General features: G+C 58.3%; 15 protein-coding genes. 5 read left to right on the top strand and 10 right to left on the bottom strand.

Features of this window, described 5'->3' with window-relative positions:
• Positions 1-53: 53 nt before the first annotated feature.
• Entirely contained in the window at positions 54-2,948 is a 2,895-nt protein-coding gene (locus ACM6IV_RS22500; RefSeq protein WP_414871714.1) for a ribonucleoside-diphosphate reductase subunit alpha, read from the top strand.
• A gap of 316 nt (positions 2,949-3,264) precedes the next feature.
• Here the strand turns inward: ACM6IV_RS22500 and flgE are convergent, their stop codons facing one another.
• The 6 genes from flgE to ACM6IV_RS22470 form a co-directional block, all read right to left on the bottom strand.
• Positions 3,265-4,602, bottom strand: coding sequence for a flagellar hook protein FlgE (gene flgE, locus ACM6IV_RS22495; RefSeq protein ID WP_414871713.1), 1,338 nt, complete (start codon positions 4,600-4,602; stop codon positions 3,265-3,267).
• A gap of 28 nt (positions 4,603-4,630) precedes the next feature.
• The gene (gene flgD, locus ACM6IV_RS22490) at positions 4,631-5,356 is read right to left on the bottom strand and encodes a flagellar hook assembly protein FlgD (RefSeq protein ID WP_414871712.1); all 726 of its coding nucleotides are present in this window, start codon (positions 5,354-5,356) and stop codon (positions 4,631-4,633) included.
• A gap of 15 nt (positions 5,357-5,371) precedes the next feature.
• Entirely contained in the window at positions 5,372-5,815 is a 444-nt protein-coding gene (flgC, locus tag ACM6IV_RS22485) for a flagellar basal body rod protein FlgC (RefSeq protein WP_003227217.1), read from the bottom strand.
• A 3-nt stretch (positions 5,816-5,818) separates the two neighbouring features.
• Entirely contained in the window at positions 5,819-6,226 is a 408-nt protein-coding gene (flgB, locus tag ACM6IV_RS22480; RefSeq protein ID WP_053122819.1) for a flagellar basal body rod protein FlgB, read from the bottom strand.
• Positions 6,227-6,594: 368 nt separating this feature from the next.
• Positions 6,595-7,422, bottom strand: a complete 828-nt coding sequence (cheR, locus tag ACM6IV_RS22475) for a protein-glutamate O-methyltransferase CheR (protein WP_414871711.1) — start codon at positions 7,420-7,422, stop codon at positions 6,595-6,597.
• Between the two features lie 46 nt (positions 7,423-7,468).
• Positions 7,469-8,401 carry a chemotaxis protein CheV gene (locus ACM6IV_RS22470; RefSeq protein WP_007917585.1) on the bottom strand — a complete coding sequence of 311 codons (933 nt, stop codon included), beginning with the start codon at positions 8,399-8,401 and terminating at the stop codon, positions 7,469-7,471.
• Positions 8,402-8,484: 83 nt separating this feature from the next.
• Here ACM6IV_RS22470 and flgA point away from each other — a divergent pair, with 83 nt between their 5' ends.
• The 4 genes from flgA to ACM6IV_RS22450 all read left to right on the top strand — a co-directional run bounded on the left by flgA (position 8,485) and on the right by ACM6IV_RS22450 (position 11,072).
• Entirely contained in the window at positions 8,485-9,246 is a 762-nt protein-coding gene (gene flgA / locus ACM6IV_RS22465) for a flagellar basal body P-ring formation chaperone FlgA (protein WP_414871710.1), read from the top strand.
• Positions 9,247-9,394: 148 nt separating this feature from the next.
• Positions 9,395-9,721 carry a flagellar biosynthesis anti-sigma factor FlgM gene (gene flgM, locus ACM6IV_RS22460; protein WP_414871709.1) on the top strand — a complete coding sequence of 109 codons (327 nt, stop codon included), beginning with the start codon at positions 9,395-9,397 and terminating at the stop codon, positions 9,719-9,721.
• A 48-nt stretch (positions 9,722-9,769) separates the two neighbouring features.
• Entirely contained in the window at positions 9,770-10,237 is a 468-nt protein-coding gene (locus ACM6IV_RS22455; RefSeq protein ID WP_414871708.1) for a flagella synthesis protein FlgN, read from the top strand.
• Positions 10,238-10,325: 88 nt separating this feature from the next.
• The gene (locus ACM6IV_RS22450; RefSeq protein ID WP_414871707.1) at positions 10,326-11,072 is read left to right on the top strand and encodes a flagellar brake protein; all 747 of its coding nucleotides are present in this window, start codon (positions 10,326-10,328) and stop codon (positions 11,070-11,072) included.
• Between the two features lie 73 nt (positions 11,073-11,145).
• Here the strand turns inward: ACM6IV_RS22450 and ACM6IV_RS22445 are convergent, their stop codons facing one another.
• The 4 genes from ACM6IV_RS22445 to ACM6IV_RS22430 all read right to left on the bottom strand — a co-directional run bounded on the left by ACM6IV_RS22445 (position 11,146) and on the right by ACM6IV_RS22430 (position 16,342).
• Complete coding sequence (locus ACM6IV_RS22445; protein WP_414871706.1) at positions 11,146-12,537, bottom strand: MFS transporter; 1,392 nt, start codon at positions 12,535-12,537, stop codon at positions 11,146-11,148.
• 69 nt (positions 12,538-12,606) lie between these two features.
• Positions 12,607-13,848 (bottom strand): glutamine synthetase family protein, encoded by a 1,242-nt coding sequence (locus tag ACM6IV_RS22440; protein ID WP_414871962.1) that lies wholly within the window; start codon positions 13,846-13,848, stop codon positions 12,607-12,609.
• Between the two features lie 200 nt (positions 13,849-14,048).
• Complete coding sequence (locus ACM6IV_RS22435; RefSeq protein ID WP_414871705.1) at positions 14,049-14,741, bottom strand: sensor histidine kinase; 693 nt, start codon at positions 14,739-14,741, stop codon at positions 14,049-14,051.
• Positions 14,738-16,342 (bottom strand): response regulator, encoded by a 1,605-nt coding sequence (locus ACM6IV_RS22430; RefSeq protein WP_414871704.1) that lies wholly within the window; start codon positions 16,340-16,342, stop codon positions 14,738-14,740. The genes ACM6IV_RS22435 and ACM6IV_RS22430 overlap by 4 nt, the downstream gene beginning before the upstream one ends.
• Between the last annotated feature and the right edge of the window lie 256 nt (positions 16,343-16,598).

Raw genomic sequence — 16,598 nt, 5'->3', positions numbered from 1 at the left:
GTGAGCACCATGACGGTGCCAAACAAACATAGAGAATGTGGAGACCACCCCCCATGCAAACCGACACAACTCGCGAGAACCCGCAGGGCACCTTGCCGCAGGCCGCTGATTCGAATTCGGATCTGGCAGCCACCGCGCCTGGTCAACTGCGCGTGATCAAGCGTAATGGCACTGTCGTTCCTTACACCGATGACAAGATCACCGTCGCTATCACCAAAGCGTTCCTCGCAGTTGAAGGCGGCACCGCTGCCGCTTCGTCGCGAATCCATGACACCGTTGCCCGTCTGACCGAACAGGTCACCGCGACTTTCAAGCGTCGCATGCCGTCGGGTGGCACTATCCACATCGAAGAAATCCAGGACCAGGTCGAACTGGCCCTGATGCGTGCCGGTGAGCAGAAAGTCGCGCGCGACTACGTGATCTACCGTGACGGTCGTTCGAAAGAACGCGCTGCCCACGCCCCGGCCGAAGAAGCGGTCAACGCGCACCCGTCGATCCGCATCACCCGTGCCGACGGCAGCCTGGCGCCGCTGGACATGGGCCGCCTGAACACCATCGTCACCGAGGCCTGCGAAGGTCTGGAAGAAGTCGACGGCGACCTGATTCAGCGCGAAACCCTGAAAAACCTCTACGACGGCGTGGCCCTGACTGACGTCAACACGGCGCTGGTGATGACCGCCCGCACCCTGGTCGAGCGTGAGCCGAACTACTCGTTCGTGACCGCCCGCCTGCTGATGGACACCCTGCGTGCCGAAGGTCTGGGTTTCCTCGGTGTCGCCGAGAGCGCCACTCACCACGAAATGGCCGACCTGTACGCCAAGGCTCTGCCGGCTTACATCGCCAAAGGTATCGAGTTCGAACTGCTGAACCCTGTGCTGGCCTCCTTCGACCTGGAAAAACTGGGCAAGGCGATCAACCACGAGCGTGATCAGCAATTCACCTACCTGGGCCTGCAAACCCTGTACGACCGTTACTTCATCCACAAGGATGGCGTGCGTTTCGAACTGCCGCAGGTCTTCTTCATGCGTGTGGCCATGGGCCTGGCGATCGAAGAGAAGCAGAAAGAAGACCGTGCGATCGAGTTCTACAACCTGCTGTCGTCCTTCGACTACATGTCGTCGACCCCGACCCTGTTCAACGCCGGCACCCTGCGTCCACAGCTGTCGAGCTGCTACCTGACCACCGTGCCGGATGACCTGTCGGGCATCTACCACGCGATCCACGACAACGCCATGTTGTCGAAATTTGCTGGCGGCCTGGGCAACGACTGGACGCCGGTGCGTGCACTGGGTTCGTACATCAAGGGCACCAACGGCAAGTCGCAAGGCGTGGTTCCGTTCCTCAAAGTAGTGAACGACACCGCTGTAGCCGTTAACCAGGGTGGCAAGCGCAAAGGCGCTGTGTGTGCCTACCTGGAAACCTGGCACATGGACATCGAAGAGTTCATCGAGCTGCGCAAGAACACCGGTGATGATCGTCGTCGTACCCACGACATGAACACTGCCAACTGGATCCCTGACCTGTTCATGAAGCGCGTCTTCGATGACGGCAAGTGGACCCTGTTCTCGCCATCCGAAGTGCCGGACCTGCACGACCTGACCGGTAAAGCCTTCGAAGAACGCTACGAGTACTACGAAGCCCTGACCGAATACCCAGGCAAGGTCAAACTGTTCAAGACCATCCAGGCCAAAGACCTGTGGCGCAAAATGCTGTCCATGCTGTTTGAAACCGGCCACCCATGGCTGACCTTCAAAGATCCGTGCAACCTGCGCAGCCCGCAGCAGCACGTGGGCGTGGTTCACAGCTCGAACCTGTGCACCGAGATCACCTTGAACACCAACAAGGACGAAATCGCCGTTTGCAACCTGGGCTCGATCAACCTGCCGAACCACATCGTTGACGGCAAGCTGGACACCGCCAAGCTGCAACGCACCGTGAACACCGCTGTACGCATGCTCGATAACGTGATCGACATCAACTACTACTCGGTGCCACAAGCGAAGAACTCCAACTTCAAGCACCGTCCGGTCGGTCTGGGCATCATGGGTTTCCAGGACGCGCTGTACCTGCAGCACATCCCTTACGGTTCCGACGCTGCCGTCGAGTTCGCCGACAAGTCGATGGAAGCGGTCAGCTACTACGCGATCCAGGCGTCCTGCGACCTGGCTGACGAGCGCGGCTCGTACGAGACGTTCCAGGGTTCGCTGTGGTCCAAAGGCATCCTGCCGCTGGATTCGCAACAGATCCTGATCGAGCAGCGCGGCCAGAAATATATCGATGTCGACCTGAACGAAACCCTGGACTGGGCACCGGTTCGCGCCCGTGTACAGAAAGGCATTCGCAACTCGAACATCATGGCCATCGCACCGACCGCGACCATCGCCAACATCACTGGCGTCTCGCAATCGATCGAACCGACCTACCAGAACCTGTATGTGAAATCGAACCTGTCGGGCGAATTCACCGTGATCAACCCGTACCTGGTTCGCGACCTCAAGGCTCGCGGTCTGTGGGACTCGGTCATGATCAACGACCTGAAGTACTACGACGGTTCGGTTCAGCAGATCGAGCGCATCCCGCAAGAACTCAAAGAGCTCTACGCGACCGCGTTCGAAGTGGACACCAAGTGGATCGTTGACGCGGCCAGCCGTCGTCAGAAGTGGATCGACCAGGCCCAATCGCTGAACCTGTACATCGCTGGCGCCTCGGGCAAGAAGCTCGACGTGACCTACCGCATGGCCTGGTACCGTGGCCTGAAAACCACTTACTACCTCCGTGCCCTGGCCGCGACCAGCACCGAGAAGTCGACCATCAACACCGGCAAGCTGAACGCTGTTTCCAGCGGCGGCAACCACGGCGACGATTCGGTTCTGGCAGCACCTGCCGGTCCAGCTCCAGTGCCAAAGGCTTGCGCCATTGACGAGCCGGATTGCGAAGCTTGCCAATAAGCTGAGCCGAGTCAGGCGTTGCGAGACGCCTGATACTCTCCGGGCAAAAGAAACCCTCGACAGACTTTGGTGTGTCGGGGGTTTTCTTTTGCCCACCATTTACCTGTAGGCGCTGTCGAGTGAAACGAGGCTGCGATCTTTTGACCTTTATTGCTGCCACCAAGGACCGAAAGATCGGCCTAACACGGCCCCAGCCTTAGGCAACTCTTACAGAGGTTGAGTGCAACTGACAGAAGGGCAACGGATAAGCCCACAAAACAACCGCACATAAAAAAGCCCCTCAAAAGAGGGGCTTCCTTACAACCAGAAACCAGAATCAGGTCATCTGAATGATGGTCTGCATGATGGTGCTCTGAGTCGAAATGGTCTTGGCGTTCGCCTGATAGTTGCTCTGGCCCTTGATCAGGTCTACCAGTTCGTTGGTCAGGTTAACGTTCGACTCTTCCAGCGAGTTGGAAGCGATCGAGCCCAAGGTACCGGTTTCCGGTGCGTCGTAGCCCGGGATACCCGAAGCGAACGTCTCTTTCCAGCTGGTACCACCGATTGCCTGCAGGCCTTGTTCGTTGGTGAAGCTGGCCAGTGCAACCTGACCGATGGCCTTGCTCTGGTTGTTGCTGAAGTTGGCAAACAAGGTACCGGTGCCGTCGATGGTCAGGTTGGTGATCTGGCCAGTGGCGTAACCGTCCTGAGTCGGAATCGAACGCGCGGTGTCAGCGTTGTACTGAGTGGTCTTGGCCATCGAAATGGTAATACCGGCCGGGTTGGCAGCCGCACCGTTAGGCGTAAAGGTGCCATTGACCACATTCCCCGGCACCCAACCTTTGAGCGTCAGGTCGCTGCTGATAATTGGGTTCGGCGCCGGAGCCGGCAAGGTGCTTGGCGTACTGACTTGGATCAGTTTGCCCGCCGAGTCAAAGGTCATGGTGGAGGCCACCGGCGGAGTGGTTTTCGGATCGCTACCGGTAGCATCCGGGTTGCGACCGTCTACCAGTGTGTACACCTTCCAGGTGTTGTCACCGGTTTTCACCACATACTGATCCATAACATGCGAGTTGCCCTGCGAGTCATAGATCGGAGTGCTGAAGTTTTTGGTGTACGTCTCAAGCTTGCTCGGATCAAACTTGCCGGCCGCCACTGTGTCGTCGATCTTCGGCGCAGTCGAGTTCAAGTTGATGCTCGAAGTCACCAACGAAGTCGATTTCGGCGCCAGGTTCGAGGTATCAATCTTCAGGTCGGTCAATACACCGTTGATGATCTTGCCGTTGGCGTCCACACCGTAACCCTGCAGGCGCGAGGTGTAGTCGGTGTTGGTGATGTAACCGGCGTTGTCGACCTTGAACGTACCGGCACGGGTGTAGGACACCGAGCCGTTGTTGCTCATGGTGAAGAAGCCCGAACCGTTGATACCCATGTCCAGCACGTTACCGGTGTTGTTGATGTCACCCTGGGTGAACTGTTGGGACACGTTGGCCAGGCGCACGCCGTTACCGATCACTTTGCTGCCACTACCCAGGCGAGTGGCCGAGTAGACGTCTTCGAATTCTGCACGGGACGATTTGAAACCGGCAGTCGCAACGTTGGCGATGTTGTTGCCGGTCACGTCCAGTTGTTTGTTGGCTGCATAGAGACCGCTAAGGCCGATATTGAAAGACATATTCCACTCCTGTGCCGGTTAGTCGGCTCTATATACCAATGGTTTGTACTTTGGACAGGGCAACCGTGCCCTTGCCGGACAGGTTGAGCATCAGCTCGCCGCCGGTCTGGCTGATCGTCACGCTGGTGACGGTGGCCGGCAGATAGGTCGCCATATCGGTCGAAGTACCATTGATCGATGCGTTGGCTTTGACGGTATAGGTACCGGTCTTGACCAGATTGCCGTCCTTGTCCTTGCCGTCCCAAGTGAAGCTTGCATTGCCTGCGGCGCGACTGCCCAGATCGATGGTGCGAACCACCGCGCCGCTGCTGTCGGTGATGCTGACGGTGCCGCCGGCGATCGACGACGGAACGGTGACCGAGCCGGTCATGCCTTTGCTCGGATCGTCGAGCTGAACTGTGTTGGTCTGCACGATCACGTTGCGGCCAACCAGCGACGACGCCTGCAAGGCTTGCGACGAGTTGTAGTTGCCGGCCAGCGAACTGACGGTGCTGTTGAGGGTGGTAATCCCCTCAAGGCTGCTGAACTGCGCCAACTGCGCAACGAAGGCGCTGTTGTCCTGCGGATCGAGCGGGTTCTGGTTTTTCAGCTGGGTGACCAGCAGTTGCAGGAACGCATCCTTGCCCAGTGCCTGGCCGCCGGTAGCGCTGTTGGTCGCCGAAGCAATGCCACCGGTGGTCGAACTGGTCTTTTTCGACGAGTTCGCCAGGATGTCATTCATGCTCAGGCTGCTGGTGGTATCGGAAACACTCATGGCAGTCGCCCCTTATTACTGACCGAGGGTCAGTACCTTCTGCATCATGGTTTTGGCGGTGTTCATCATTTCGGCGTTGGTCTGGAACGACCGGCTCGCGGAAATCATGTCAGCCATCTCTTCCACCACGTTGACGTTCGGGTAGTAGACGTAGCCTTTGGCGTCGGCCGCCGGATGGTTCGGCTCATAGCGCGCTTCGAGGTTGCTCTGGTCTTCAACCACACCAAGTACCTGTACGCCTTGACCGGCCGCATCCTGGCTCTGGAACAGCGAGTTGCTGCCGCTGTTCTGACCGCCCTGGAACATGGTGGCGAACACCGGGTGACGGGCACGGTAGGTCTGGTCGATGCTCGATGAAACGGTTTCGGCGTTGGCGATGTTCGAGGCCACGGTGTTCAGACGCGTGGTTTGTGCGCTCATGCCGCTGCCGGCAATGTTGAAAACGCTGGACAGGGACATGGATTACTCTCCGCGCAGGGCTGACACCAGCCCTTTGAATTTGCTGTTGAGCAGGGTGAAGCTGGCCTGGAAGCCGACGGCGTTTTCCGCGTAGTTCGACTGTTCCAGTTGGGCGTCCACGGTGTTCTGGTCGATCGAAGGTTGCATCGGCGTGCGATACAGCAGCGATTCGTCGCCGTTGCCCAGACCTTCAGCTTCGATGTGACGGCTGTTGGTCATGTTCAGGGCGATGGTGCCGTTGGCGTTTTTCTGGGTCTGTGCTTCAAGCACTTTGGAGAAGTCCAGATCCCGCGCCTTGTAGTTCGGGGTATCGGCGTTGGCGATGTTGTTGGCCAGTACTTCGGCACGCTGGGCGCGGAAGCCCAATGCCTTTTCGTGAATGCCGAGCGCTTTATCGAAGCTGATGCTCATGTCGGGAACCTTCAGGTGACCGGTTTTTCGTAACTGAGCTTTAGCAAGCGCCGTGCCAAACCATAAAAGCCCCATAAACCGGGGCTTTGCCGGGAGTCGGCAAAGCGGCAATGCCAGAAAAGCGGCAACCGGTTTCCGCTGGATGCCGCTTTTCTGCCGCTTGCCTCCTCCCTCACTACCACCGCCGGACAACTGTGGGAGCGGGCTTGCTCGCGAAGGCGGCGTATCAGAAAACCAAATATTGACTGACACACCGCCTTCGCGAGCAAGCCCGCTCCCACAAGGGGATTTTTGGTGGTTTGGGAGATAATTCAGGCACAAAAAAACGGAAGACCTTTTGGGGTCTCCCGTTTTTATTGCTACTGCAATCATTTCGCCTGGTAAATGATCCCCGGGCTGCACTGAACCATCTGGTAGTGATCCGGCAAACCGTTCAACGCTTCGGAGGCGCCAAGGAACAGATAACCGCCCGGCTTCAACGTGCTGTGAATGCGCAACAGGATGTCTTTCTTCACTTCGGCAGAGAAGTAGATCAACACGTTGCGGCAGAACACGATGTCGAACTTGCCCAGCGCGGCATAGCTGTCGAGCAGGTTGAACGAGCGAAATTCCACACGGTTCTTGATCGGCGCCTTGATCACCCAGCGTCCCGGCCCTTTCGGGTCGAAATAGCGTTGCAGGCGTTCCGGCGACAGGCCACGGCCGATGGCCAGGCTGTCGTACTCGCCGGTCTTGCAGTTGTTGAGCATGCTGCCCGACAGGTCGGTGGCAACGATCTGCACGCCCATCTTCAACTGGCCAAGATTGCTGCGCTCGAACTCGTCGATCGACATCGACAGCGAATACGGTTCCTGACCCGACGAGCAGGCTGCCGACCAGATCCGCAGGCGCTGGTTGGGGCTCGCCTTGATCGCTTCCGGCAGTACCTTGTTCTTCAAGACTTCAAACGGATAGGTGTCACGAAACCACAGGGTTTCGTTGGTCGTCATGGCATCGACCACCTGCTCGCGCAAACCGCTGCGCGGCTGGGTCTGGATGCGCTGAACCAGCTCACCCAGGGACTTGATGCCTTGCTGCTCCATCAGTTTGTTGAGACGGCTCGAGACCAGATACTGCTTGTTTTCACCGAGCAGAATGCCACAGGCTTTTTCCAGGAAGACCCGGAACTGTTCGAAATCCAAATTACCCGTAGACAATGATGCCGCCTCTTAAATCGTGTTGACCGCCAGGAGCAAAACGCGCCTAGCTGATATCTGCTGCTTTGATCCGGTCGACTACCCGGGATGCGAGGTCATCAGGACGGAATTTGGCCAAAAAGTCATCAGCACCGACTTTCTTGACCATCGCCTGATTGAATACCCCCGACAACGAAGTATGCAGGATGATATGAAGCTTTTGCATGCGTGCGTCGCCGCGGATTTCCGCCGTCAGGGTGTACCCGTCCATCTCCGGCATCTCGATGTCGGAAATCATCATCAGGAACTCTTCTTCCGGCTTCTTGCCCTCATCGACCAGCTTGCGCAGGTAATCCAGCGCCTGCTTGCCGTCGTTCAGCGCCACCACTTCGACACCGATGGTCTGCAGACAACGCGTGACCTGCTTGCGCGCCACCGACGAGTCATCGACCGTCAAGACACGCAACGACAGTGCCTTGGTCTGGGTCTCGACATCGACCACGCCCACCGAAATCGCTTCCGGTGTCGGCGCAACTTCGGCCAGCACTTTCTCGACGTCGATGATTTCGACTAACTGATTGTCCACCCGAGTCACAGCGGTCAGGTAATGATCGCGACCCGTGCCCTTGGGTGGTGGATGAATCTCTTCCCAGTTCATGTTGACGATGCGCTCCACCGAGCGGACCAGGAAACCCTGCGTCTTGGTGTTGTACTCCGTGATGATCACGAACGGGTTGTTCTTGTCTTTCAACGCTCCGGAACCGGTGGCCATCGCCAGATCAAGGATCGGAATGGTCGCCCCCCGGATATTTGCCACCCCGCACACGACAGGACTGGACTTGGGCATCAACGTCAGCGACGGGCACTGCAACACTTCCCGTACCTTGAACACGTTGATTCCGTAGAGCTGCTGACCGTCAAGACGGAACAACAACAGCTCCAGGCGATTCTGCCCCACCAGTTGCGTGCGCTGGTTCACCGAATCCATTACACCAGCCATGCCCCAGACTCCTACACCAACGCCAAGTGTTGTTGCGACGCACATTCATTGCTAAACGGCACGGCGCTTGCTTTTTAACTTGCATGAACGCTCAAACGACATTTTTTCGACGCCTGACATCACCTCTCCGCAGAGGGTTTTGTGCTGCGTCTGCCATTTGCTGCTTTTTCGCTGGCAGCCCTGCCATTGCTGATGCGGTTACCTTGCCTGACATGCTTATCGGCGTCACTCAGGGCTTTCTTGAATTCACCGTAGAAGACTATCTGGCTACCAGTCAAACGGAAGGCCGTTACGAAATCGAAGTAAACCAGCTCGATCCCCGTATGCGCATGCCTATGTGCGACAAGGAATTGACAGCCACTTTGGAGAGCCCAGCACGTCCGCTGGGCCGGGTTACCGTGAAGGTTCGCTGTGAGGGCGCCTCGCCCTGGACCGTGTTCGTGCCCGCTCAAGTCCGCCTGTTTCGCGAGATCGTAACCACTACGCGCCCGCTCAAACGGGCCGGGATTATAGAGCCGCAGGACGTGACCTTGCGGGAGCGCGACATCAGTCAGATCAACCAGGGCTTTCTGACCTCCGTTGACGAAGCGATCGGGCAAAAATTGACCCGACCAACGGTAGCCGATCAGGTCATTACCCTGGTTCATCTGGAACAGGCGGAAGTCATTCGCAAGGGCGATCAAGTCGTGATCACCGCGCGCAGCGGCACACTCGCCGTGCGCATGCCCGGCGAAGCGCTGGCCAATGGCGGTTTGAAAGAACAGATCCGGGTGAAAAACCTCAACTCGCAACGGGTCATCAAGGCGCAAGTCACCGCGCCGGGCCAAGTGGAAGTGGCGATGTAGAAAACTGGCGCTGGCCCCGGCTGTTCCCTAAACTGTGCCGCAGCAGGACACGCGCCGGCGCATGCAAGGCTCATTGCAAATGTGCCTAAAGTTTTCCAGGGGATGGCCGAAAACATGGCAAGCGTCCAAATTCCCAGAGGTTTTTATCATGGTCATCGATTTCAGCCGTTTGAACAGCTCCTCGTCAGTTACAGGCAGTACACGTACCAGCAACGCCAAGGAAACCGCCGAAACCGGCACCTCTGCGCCGCTGAATACCCAGGCCGAACCGGCCAGTACCGCAAAAAGCGGGGAATCGGTACACCTCAGCAATGAGGCTCAACAGTTGCAGAAGGTCACTGACAAGCTGCGCGATCAACCTGCTGTCGACAAAGCCCGTGTGGCCGAGTTGAAAGCCGCGATTGCCGATGGCAGCTATAAAGTCGACAGCAACCGTGTAGCCAGCAAACTGCTCAACTTCGAAGCCCAGCGCTAGGCTTTTGCCGGCGCCAGGCTTTTGGACGCTTAAAACCCAAGGCCAGCCATGCACGACACTAACTTATTGCAATTGATCAACGACGACTTTGCTCCAGCTCAACAATTGCTGGAGTTACTGCAAACCGAATCCCTCGCGTTGCACGGTCGCGACATGCCGTTGCTGGAAGAAATTCTGGCGCACAAACAGGCACTGATCATTCTGCTTGAACAGCATGGCCGCAAGCGCAGTGAAATCCTCGCCAGCCTCAATTTGCCGACCGACCGTACAGGTCTGGCGCAGTTGGCCAGCCAATCGAGCATTGGCGACCAGTTGCTGACGCAAGGCGACGCATTGACCGACCTGATTGCCCAGTGCCAGGCGGCCAACCTCAAGAATGGCCAGTCGATCCAGATCCAGCAGGCCGCCACGGCCAATCAGCTGAAGATCCTCACCGGTGGTGAGGCGCCGGCCCTGTATAACGCCAGCGGTACATTTGCCAAACCCGCCACACCGCGTCCGCTCAGCCAGGCATGAGCCGTTGATGCGCCAGCACTATCTACCTGCGAAACATGCTGGCAAAATGCTGGCTAGTCGTCATATTTTGTCTGGAGATTGATAAACCGTGTCCAACGCCCTCAGCGCGGATGATGCTCCGCAGCCCCCTAAGGTGCTCACCACGCCACTGGAAATCTCCAGCAACCTGCGCCAGCTGCAAGACAGCCACGATCCGCTGATCATTACCTTTCATGAGCGCAGTCAGCGCTTCCAGAGCTATCTGATCAAAGTCGACCGCGACAGCGCTTCGATCGCCCTGGACGAGATGATCCCGCGTGATGGCGAACGTTTTCTGCAGGCCGGAGAGCCGTTCAAGGTTGAAGGCTTTCATGATGGCGTGCGTATTGCCTGGGAATGCACCGGCAAGCTGAATATCGAGGAATCCGACGGTGATCGCTTCTACACCGGCGAGCTGCCGACCGAAGTGGTTTATCACCAGCGCCGCAATGCCTTCCGGGCTGCGTTGAAACTGACCGATCTGGTCAGCGTTGAGCTGGGCGGGGAAAAGCTCAAATCGCCTCTGCAGGGCAAGCTGCTGGATATCTCTGCGACCGGTTGCAAGTTCCGTTTCGACGGCGATATCACTGACCGTCTGCAACTGGGCCAGGTCTATGACCGATTGATCGCCCCGCCGCTGTTCGGTAATCAGCCGATTTCCGTCGAACTGCGCTATCTGCACTTTGAAGAAAAACTCAACATCACTTTTGCCGGCCTGCGCTTCCACAACATCAGTGGTCAGGCAGCGCGCAACGTTGAGCGTTTCGTGTATCAGTTACAGCGGGAAGCACGCCGCTTCGACAAAGACGATCTTTGATTCGTCGCGATCAATAAGAAGGGCAGTCCTTGGCGGGACTGCCCTTTTTTATGCGCGGTGTTTTTTGTTCAGTTCAGGGTCTGCCGCCGCTGAGATCGGGCGCAGGCGTGTCGGTGTCAGTGTCGCGATCCGGTTCGACCACTGCCGCTGGCTCTGGCTGAGCCTCAGATTCAGGCTCTGGATTTGCCGGTGTCTGCACAGGGTCCTGCACCATCTGCTCCTGCACCACTTGCTCGTCTACCCGAGGATCGAGAGCCGCCACCAGCGGCGAGCTGGACATGCTGTCGGGCATGGCCACGTGATGCAACGGCGCGTCGTCGACCTGATGCAGATTGGTCACGGCTTTCGGCCGGATTCGCCACACCAGCACCAACGCGAAGAAGCTGAAGAACGCATACAGGCTCTGGCTGCCAAACAGCTTCATCAGCACACCCGCGAGCAACGGTCCGATGCTCGCACCCACCCCGTAGGTCACCAGCAGCATCGCCGTCAGCGACACACGACGATCGCCTTCGACGTGGTCGTTGGAGAACGCCACCGCCAGCGGATACAAGCAGAATTGCACCAGCGAACAGAGGAAGCCAACCCCGAACAGCACTTCCAGCGGGACCTGCGGCAACACCGCCAATGGCAACGCCGCCACCGCGAGAAATCCGGCAAAGCAGCGAATCAGCAGCGCCCGGTCGTAACGATCGGACAACCAGCCCAACGGCCACTGCACCAGCAGCCCGGCAAAAATGCAGCTACCCATGAACAGACCGACCTGCTCGGTCGACAGCCCTTGTTGCGAGGCATACAGCGGCGCCAGACCGTAGAAAGAGCCGATGATCAAACCGGCACCCAGTACCGTGCTCAACGACTGCGGCACCCGCTTGATAAAGAAGCGCGGCTCCATCGGCGCCGGATGCAAAGGCGCCGGGTGAATCCGTCGTGTCAATGCCACTGGCACCAGACACAGCGCAAAGCACAGGGCGACCAGCATCAGCAGTTCCAGGCCCAGGCCCGGATGCATGACCAGAATCAGTTGGCCGAGCACCAGCCCCAGATACGAAGCGATCATGTAACCGCTGAACACCAGGCCACGCTGATTGGCGTCCGCCTGCTCGTTGAGCCAACTCTCGATCACCATGTACTGGCACATCATGCCCAGACCGACGATGGTCCGCAGCACCAGCCACGCCGGCAGCCAATCGACCAGACCATGACCAAGCACCGCCGCCCCGACGATCCCGGCGCAGGCTGAATATGCTCGGATATGCCCGACCCGGGCGATCAGGCGGTGGCCGATCTTGCCACCCAGCACCAGGCCGAAATAGTTGGCCGCCATCAGCGCACCGACCCACAGGCCGTCGACATTGTCAGCAGCCAGACGCAATGCCAGATAAGTGGATAAAAGGCCGGAGCCGATCAACATCATCAGCGAGGCGAAATACAGGGCTCGAAAGGATTTCCAGATTTGGCGCATCGGCGTTCCGAGCGGCTCCTTGCAGTAAATATCGGACTACCAGAACGATAGCCCGATGGCGGCGGTACGTCAGGCCTGGGCTGCTAGAACACGCCGTTCCCAGGGAGTGATTTCATCAAAGAAGCTAGTCAACTCCATGGTCTTCGAAGCGATGTAGCCTTCGATGAACTCCGGTCCGAACAGTTCCCTCGCCAATTGGCTACGTTTCAGACGTTCGAGCGCGGCATGCAAGGTACACGGCAGCGCAAGATTGTCCGGCACTGCGAACTCGCCCTGAATCGCCTCGCTCGGTTCCAGCTCATGCTCGATGCCATGCAAACCAGCGGCAAGACTCGCGGCGATCGCCAGATACGGATTCGCGTCGGCGCCCGGCAAACGATTTTCCACCCGACGGGCAACCGGCGAACTGGCCGGAATTCGCAGCCCGGCCGCCCGGTTGTCATGGGACCAGCAGGCGTTGTTCGGCGATGCGTACGGATGGCACAGGCGCTGATAAGAATTCACATTGGGTGCAAACAGCGCGGTGAAATCGGCCATGCCCGCCTGCTGACCACCGATGAAGTGGCGGAACATCGCCGTCGGCTCACCGTGTTCGTCACTGAAGACATTCTTGCCGCTGTCGATCTCGACGAGGCTCTGATGAATATGCATCGAACTGCCCGGCGTGTGTGCCAGCGGCTTGGCCATGCACACCACGGTCAGGCCGTGCTTGAGCGCGACTTCCTTGAGCAGATGCTTGAACAGGAATGTCTGGTCGGCCAGCAACAGTGGATCACCGTGCAGCAGATTGATCTCGAACTGGCTGACGCCCATCTCGTGCATGAAGGTATCGCGCGGCAAGCCAAGGGCTGCCATGCATTTATAGACTTCGTTGAAGAACGGTCGCAGACCGTTATTGGAACTGACGCTGAATGCCGATTGGCCATCTTCGCGACGTCCGTCGAGCCCAACAGGTGGACGGAACGGCTGGGTCGGATCGGTGTTCGGCGCGAAGACAAAGAATTCCAGCTCGGTCGCCACCACCGGTGCCAGGCCGCGCGCGGCGTAGCGGGCGATGACTTTCTTGAGCTGACCGCGGGTCGACAGGTTGGAGCTTTCGCCGGTCAGCTCGTCGGCGTCGCAAATGGCCAGGGCACGGGAGTCATCACTCCATGGCAAACGATGGATCTGGGTCGGCTCGGCAATCAGGGCGAGATCGCCGTCGTCGCTGCCGTAAAACCGTGCTGCCGGGTAACCGCCCATGATGCATTGCAACAGCACGCCACGCGCCAGTTGCAAACGCCGTCCTTCAAGGAAACCCTCGGCGGTCATCACCTTGCCTCGCGGTACGCCATTCAAATCAGGCGTAACACATTCAATCTCATCAATGCCGGTCAATCGCTGCGCGAGTGAACGCTGGCCATCGGTTGTCATGACGCAATCCTTGTTATTGTGCGAGCCGCGAACGGCGACCCGAACAAAATAGGCACCGGCTGTTCGGAATATCAAGCAACGTCAAACAAAAACCTGTGTCACGGCAGATAAAGGTTGAACACCCCGCCGCCAAGCGGTCCGCCATTGCGGATTTCGGTGCGCCCTTCGACACCATTGCGCTGATGCAGCGCCGCGATGCGATTGGCGAAATACAAACCGAGCCCGGTGCTGCCACTGCTGTGATTGATGCCCTGCACATAATCGGCCTGGCGCTCGAGCATCTCGGCAGGGTAACCGTCGCCGTCATCATTGATGCTCAGCACCAATTGCCCGGCTTCGTCACTGACGGTGATCAACAGCGATTCGCGCGCATAACGAATGGCGTTGTTGATGCAGTTGCCCAGCACCGAAGCAATCAGCTCTCGGTCGAAGAAACCCAAAGGGCTCAGCGGATCGACTTCATAGGTGGCGATGATGCCGCGGCTGGCGAACACTTCTTGATGCGCCGCCAGTTGCGCCTCGATGAAGTCATCGAGTTCGTGATACGCCGGTTGCAGCGGCAGCTGATTGACGCCGAGCTTGTACAGCCCGAGCAACTGCACGAGCATGCCGTTGAGGTGGGCAAACTCGAAGTCAATGACGCCCTGCTCCGAGCCCTCGCGCAGGTCCTGGGGCAAACGTCCCAGCCATTGGCTGTGGGCCTGCATCAGCATGGCCAGTGAGTTCTTCATGTCGTGGACGGTGGAGGCAATCACCGTGGAAAAATCCAGTGCCTGCTCGTCTAGGTTCATTCGCCAAACGCCTTGCTTTTCAGCTTCTGATAACGCGCATAACGCGCGTCGGTGTCGGGCATCAGGCCGACCATTTTCAGGCAGGCCCGACATTCTTCCAGCTCCGCCGACGGCAGACTGGTGTCAGTACCGTGGAGCAGCGACTGGGCCATGTTCAGCGCGATACTGATGTTCTTCGGTTGCATCTTCAGCGCCTTGCGGAAGACCTCGCGAGCCTCCACCAGGTTGCCGGTCTTGTACACACGCACGCCTTGACGGTTGAGATCGGCAGCGGCGTTGCTGGAACTGAGGATAGTCGGGTCATCGGTGAGCTTGGCGATGTCTTTCATCACTGCCGGATCGTCACCGTAGATCTCTGCACAGCTCTTGAGCATCGAGGTGCCCGCCTCGGCCTGCCCGAGCATCTGCAATTGCTTGGCGACCAGCAGCGCCGCCTCGGGACTCATGAACTGCTCCATGCCGTCGAGGCGCATCAGCGCTTGTTCGGTGAGCTTGTCAGCGGTTTCCGCGTCATTGAGCAACAGACTGGTGGCCTTCATCAGACGCGCGCGAATCTGCAGGCCGGGGTCGGTCGGGTTCTCTTTTGCCACTGCACTGAGCGTGGTGTTGATCTCCAGCCGTGTGCGGGTGTCGAGACCACGCTCACTGCCTTTGCTGATCAGCGCGTGAGCCAGGCCGAGATTACTTTCCGGATCCTTGAAGCGCGATTGCGCACCCTGCGCCACAGCCTGACGATAGGCGCGCGAGGCAGTGTCGAAGTCTTCGTTGGCCATTGCCAGTTTGCCCAGCAATGCCTGCCGGCGCACCGCCAACGGAGACAGGCGAATAGCTTCTTCCAGCACACGCTGCGCACCTTTGCTATCGCCTTCAGCGACCAGTACATCGGCCATGCCGTCGTACAGCGCCGGCATCATCGGGAACACTTTCAGCGCCTTTTCATAAACGCCCTTGGCTTGTGCGACCTGGCCACGCTTGAACAGCAATTTACCCAACCCGGCAAACGCCCAAGGCAACGGTCGGTCGGCAATGATGCTGTCGTAGAGGCGTTCCAGCGCTTCGTTCTGATTCATATCGCGCAGCGCATCGGCGCGATAACGCAGGCACAGCGGTGCATAGCGAATGTCCTGTTTGCACAGGGCGATGCAAGCGTTGAGCACCTCAACCGGTTTACCGCGGTCGAGGGCTTGCAGAATCGGTTTGAGCAAGGTCTTGCGTTGCTCGAGGCGTTCCAGGCGCTGGGCCAGACCGGAGCGGTTGAACGGCTTGGTGAGGTACGCATCCGGCTCGTGCTCCAATGCACTGAGCACCATCGCCTGACTAGTCTCGGCCGTCACCATGACAAACACCGCTTCATGGCTGATGAGCTTTTCCGACATCAGGTCTTCGAGCACTTGTTGGCCGTTCTTCTTGCCATCGCCGAGATGGAAATCCTGCAGGATGAAATCATAGGACTTCTGCGCGCACATCTTCAGCGCCTGCTCACCGGTGTCAGCGGTGTCGACGTCTTTGACCCCAAGCTCGCGCAGCATTGAACGTACGGAACTGCGGAAATCCGAAAAATCATCGACGATCAGAAAACTTTTTTGGTGATACGACAGCATCGAAGATTTCCAGGCAATTGAAGTGAGGGCAGTTTCAGGCGCGCAGATGATAGCTGGCGGCCAGATGCTATCAAGCGATATAGCGCGACTTTGAAGTCACCGAATGGGTTATCGGCCAGAAGTGGCGTTCTCTGAAGCGAATCCTTCAAGAATCTGCGGCCACAATTAATTTTCTGTGCAGGCGGTAGGCGTGAAAAAAGCCCCGGCAGATGACTCTGTCGGGGCTTTTAGCGAGCGCCTTCTACGAGGGCGTTTA

The sequence above is a fragment of the Pseudomonas sp. IT-347P genome (genome assembly GCF_949768005.1).
In the GTDB taxonomy this organism is placed as follows: Bacteria; Pseudomonadota; Gammaproteobacteria; order Pseudomonadales; family Pseudomonadaceae; genus Aquipseudomonas.
Note: the sequence above shows the minus strand (reverse complement) of the source record. Positions and strands in the feature narration are given on the sequence as shown.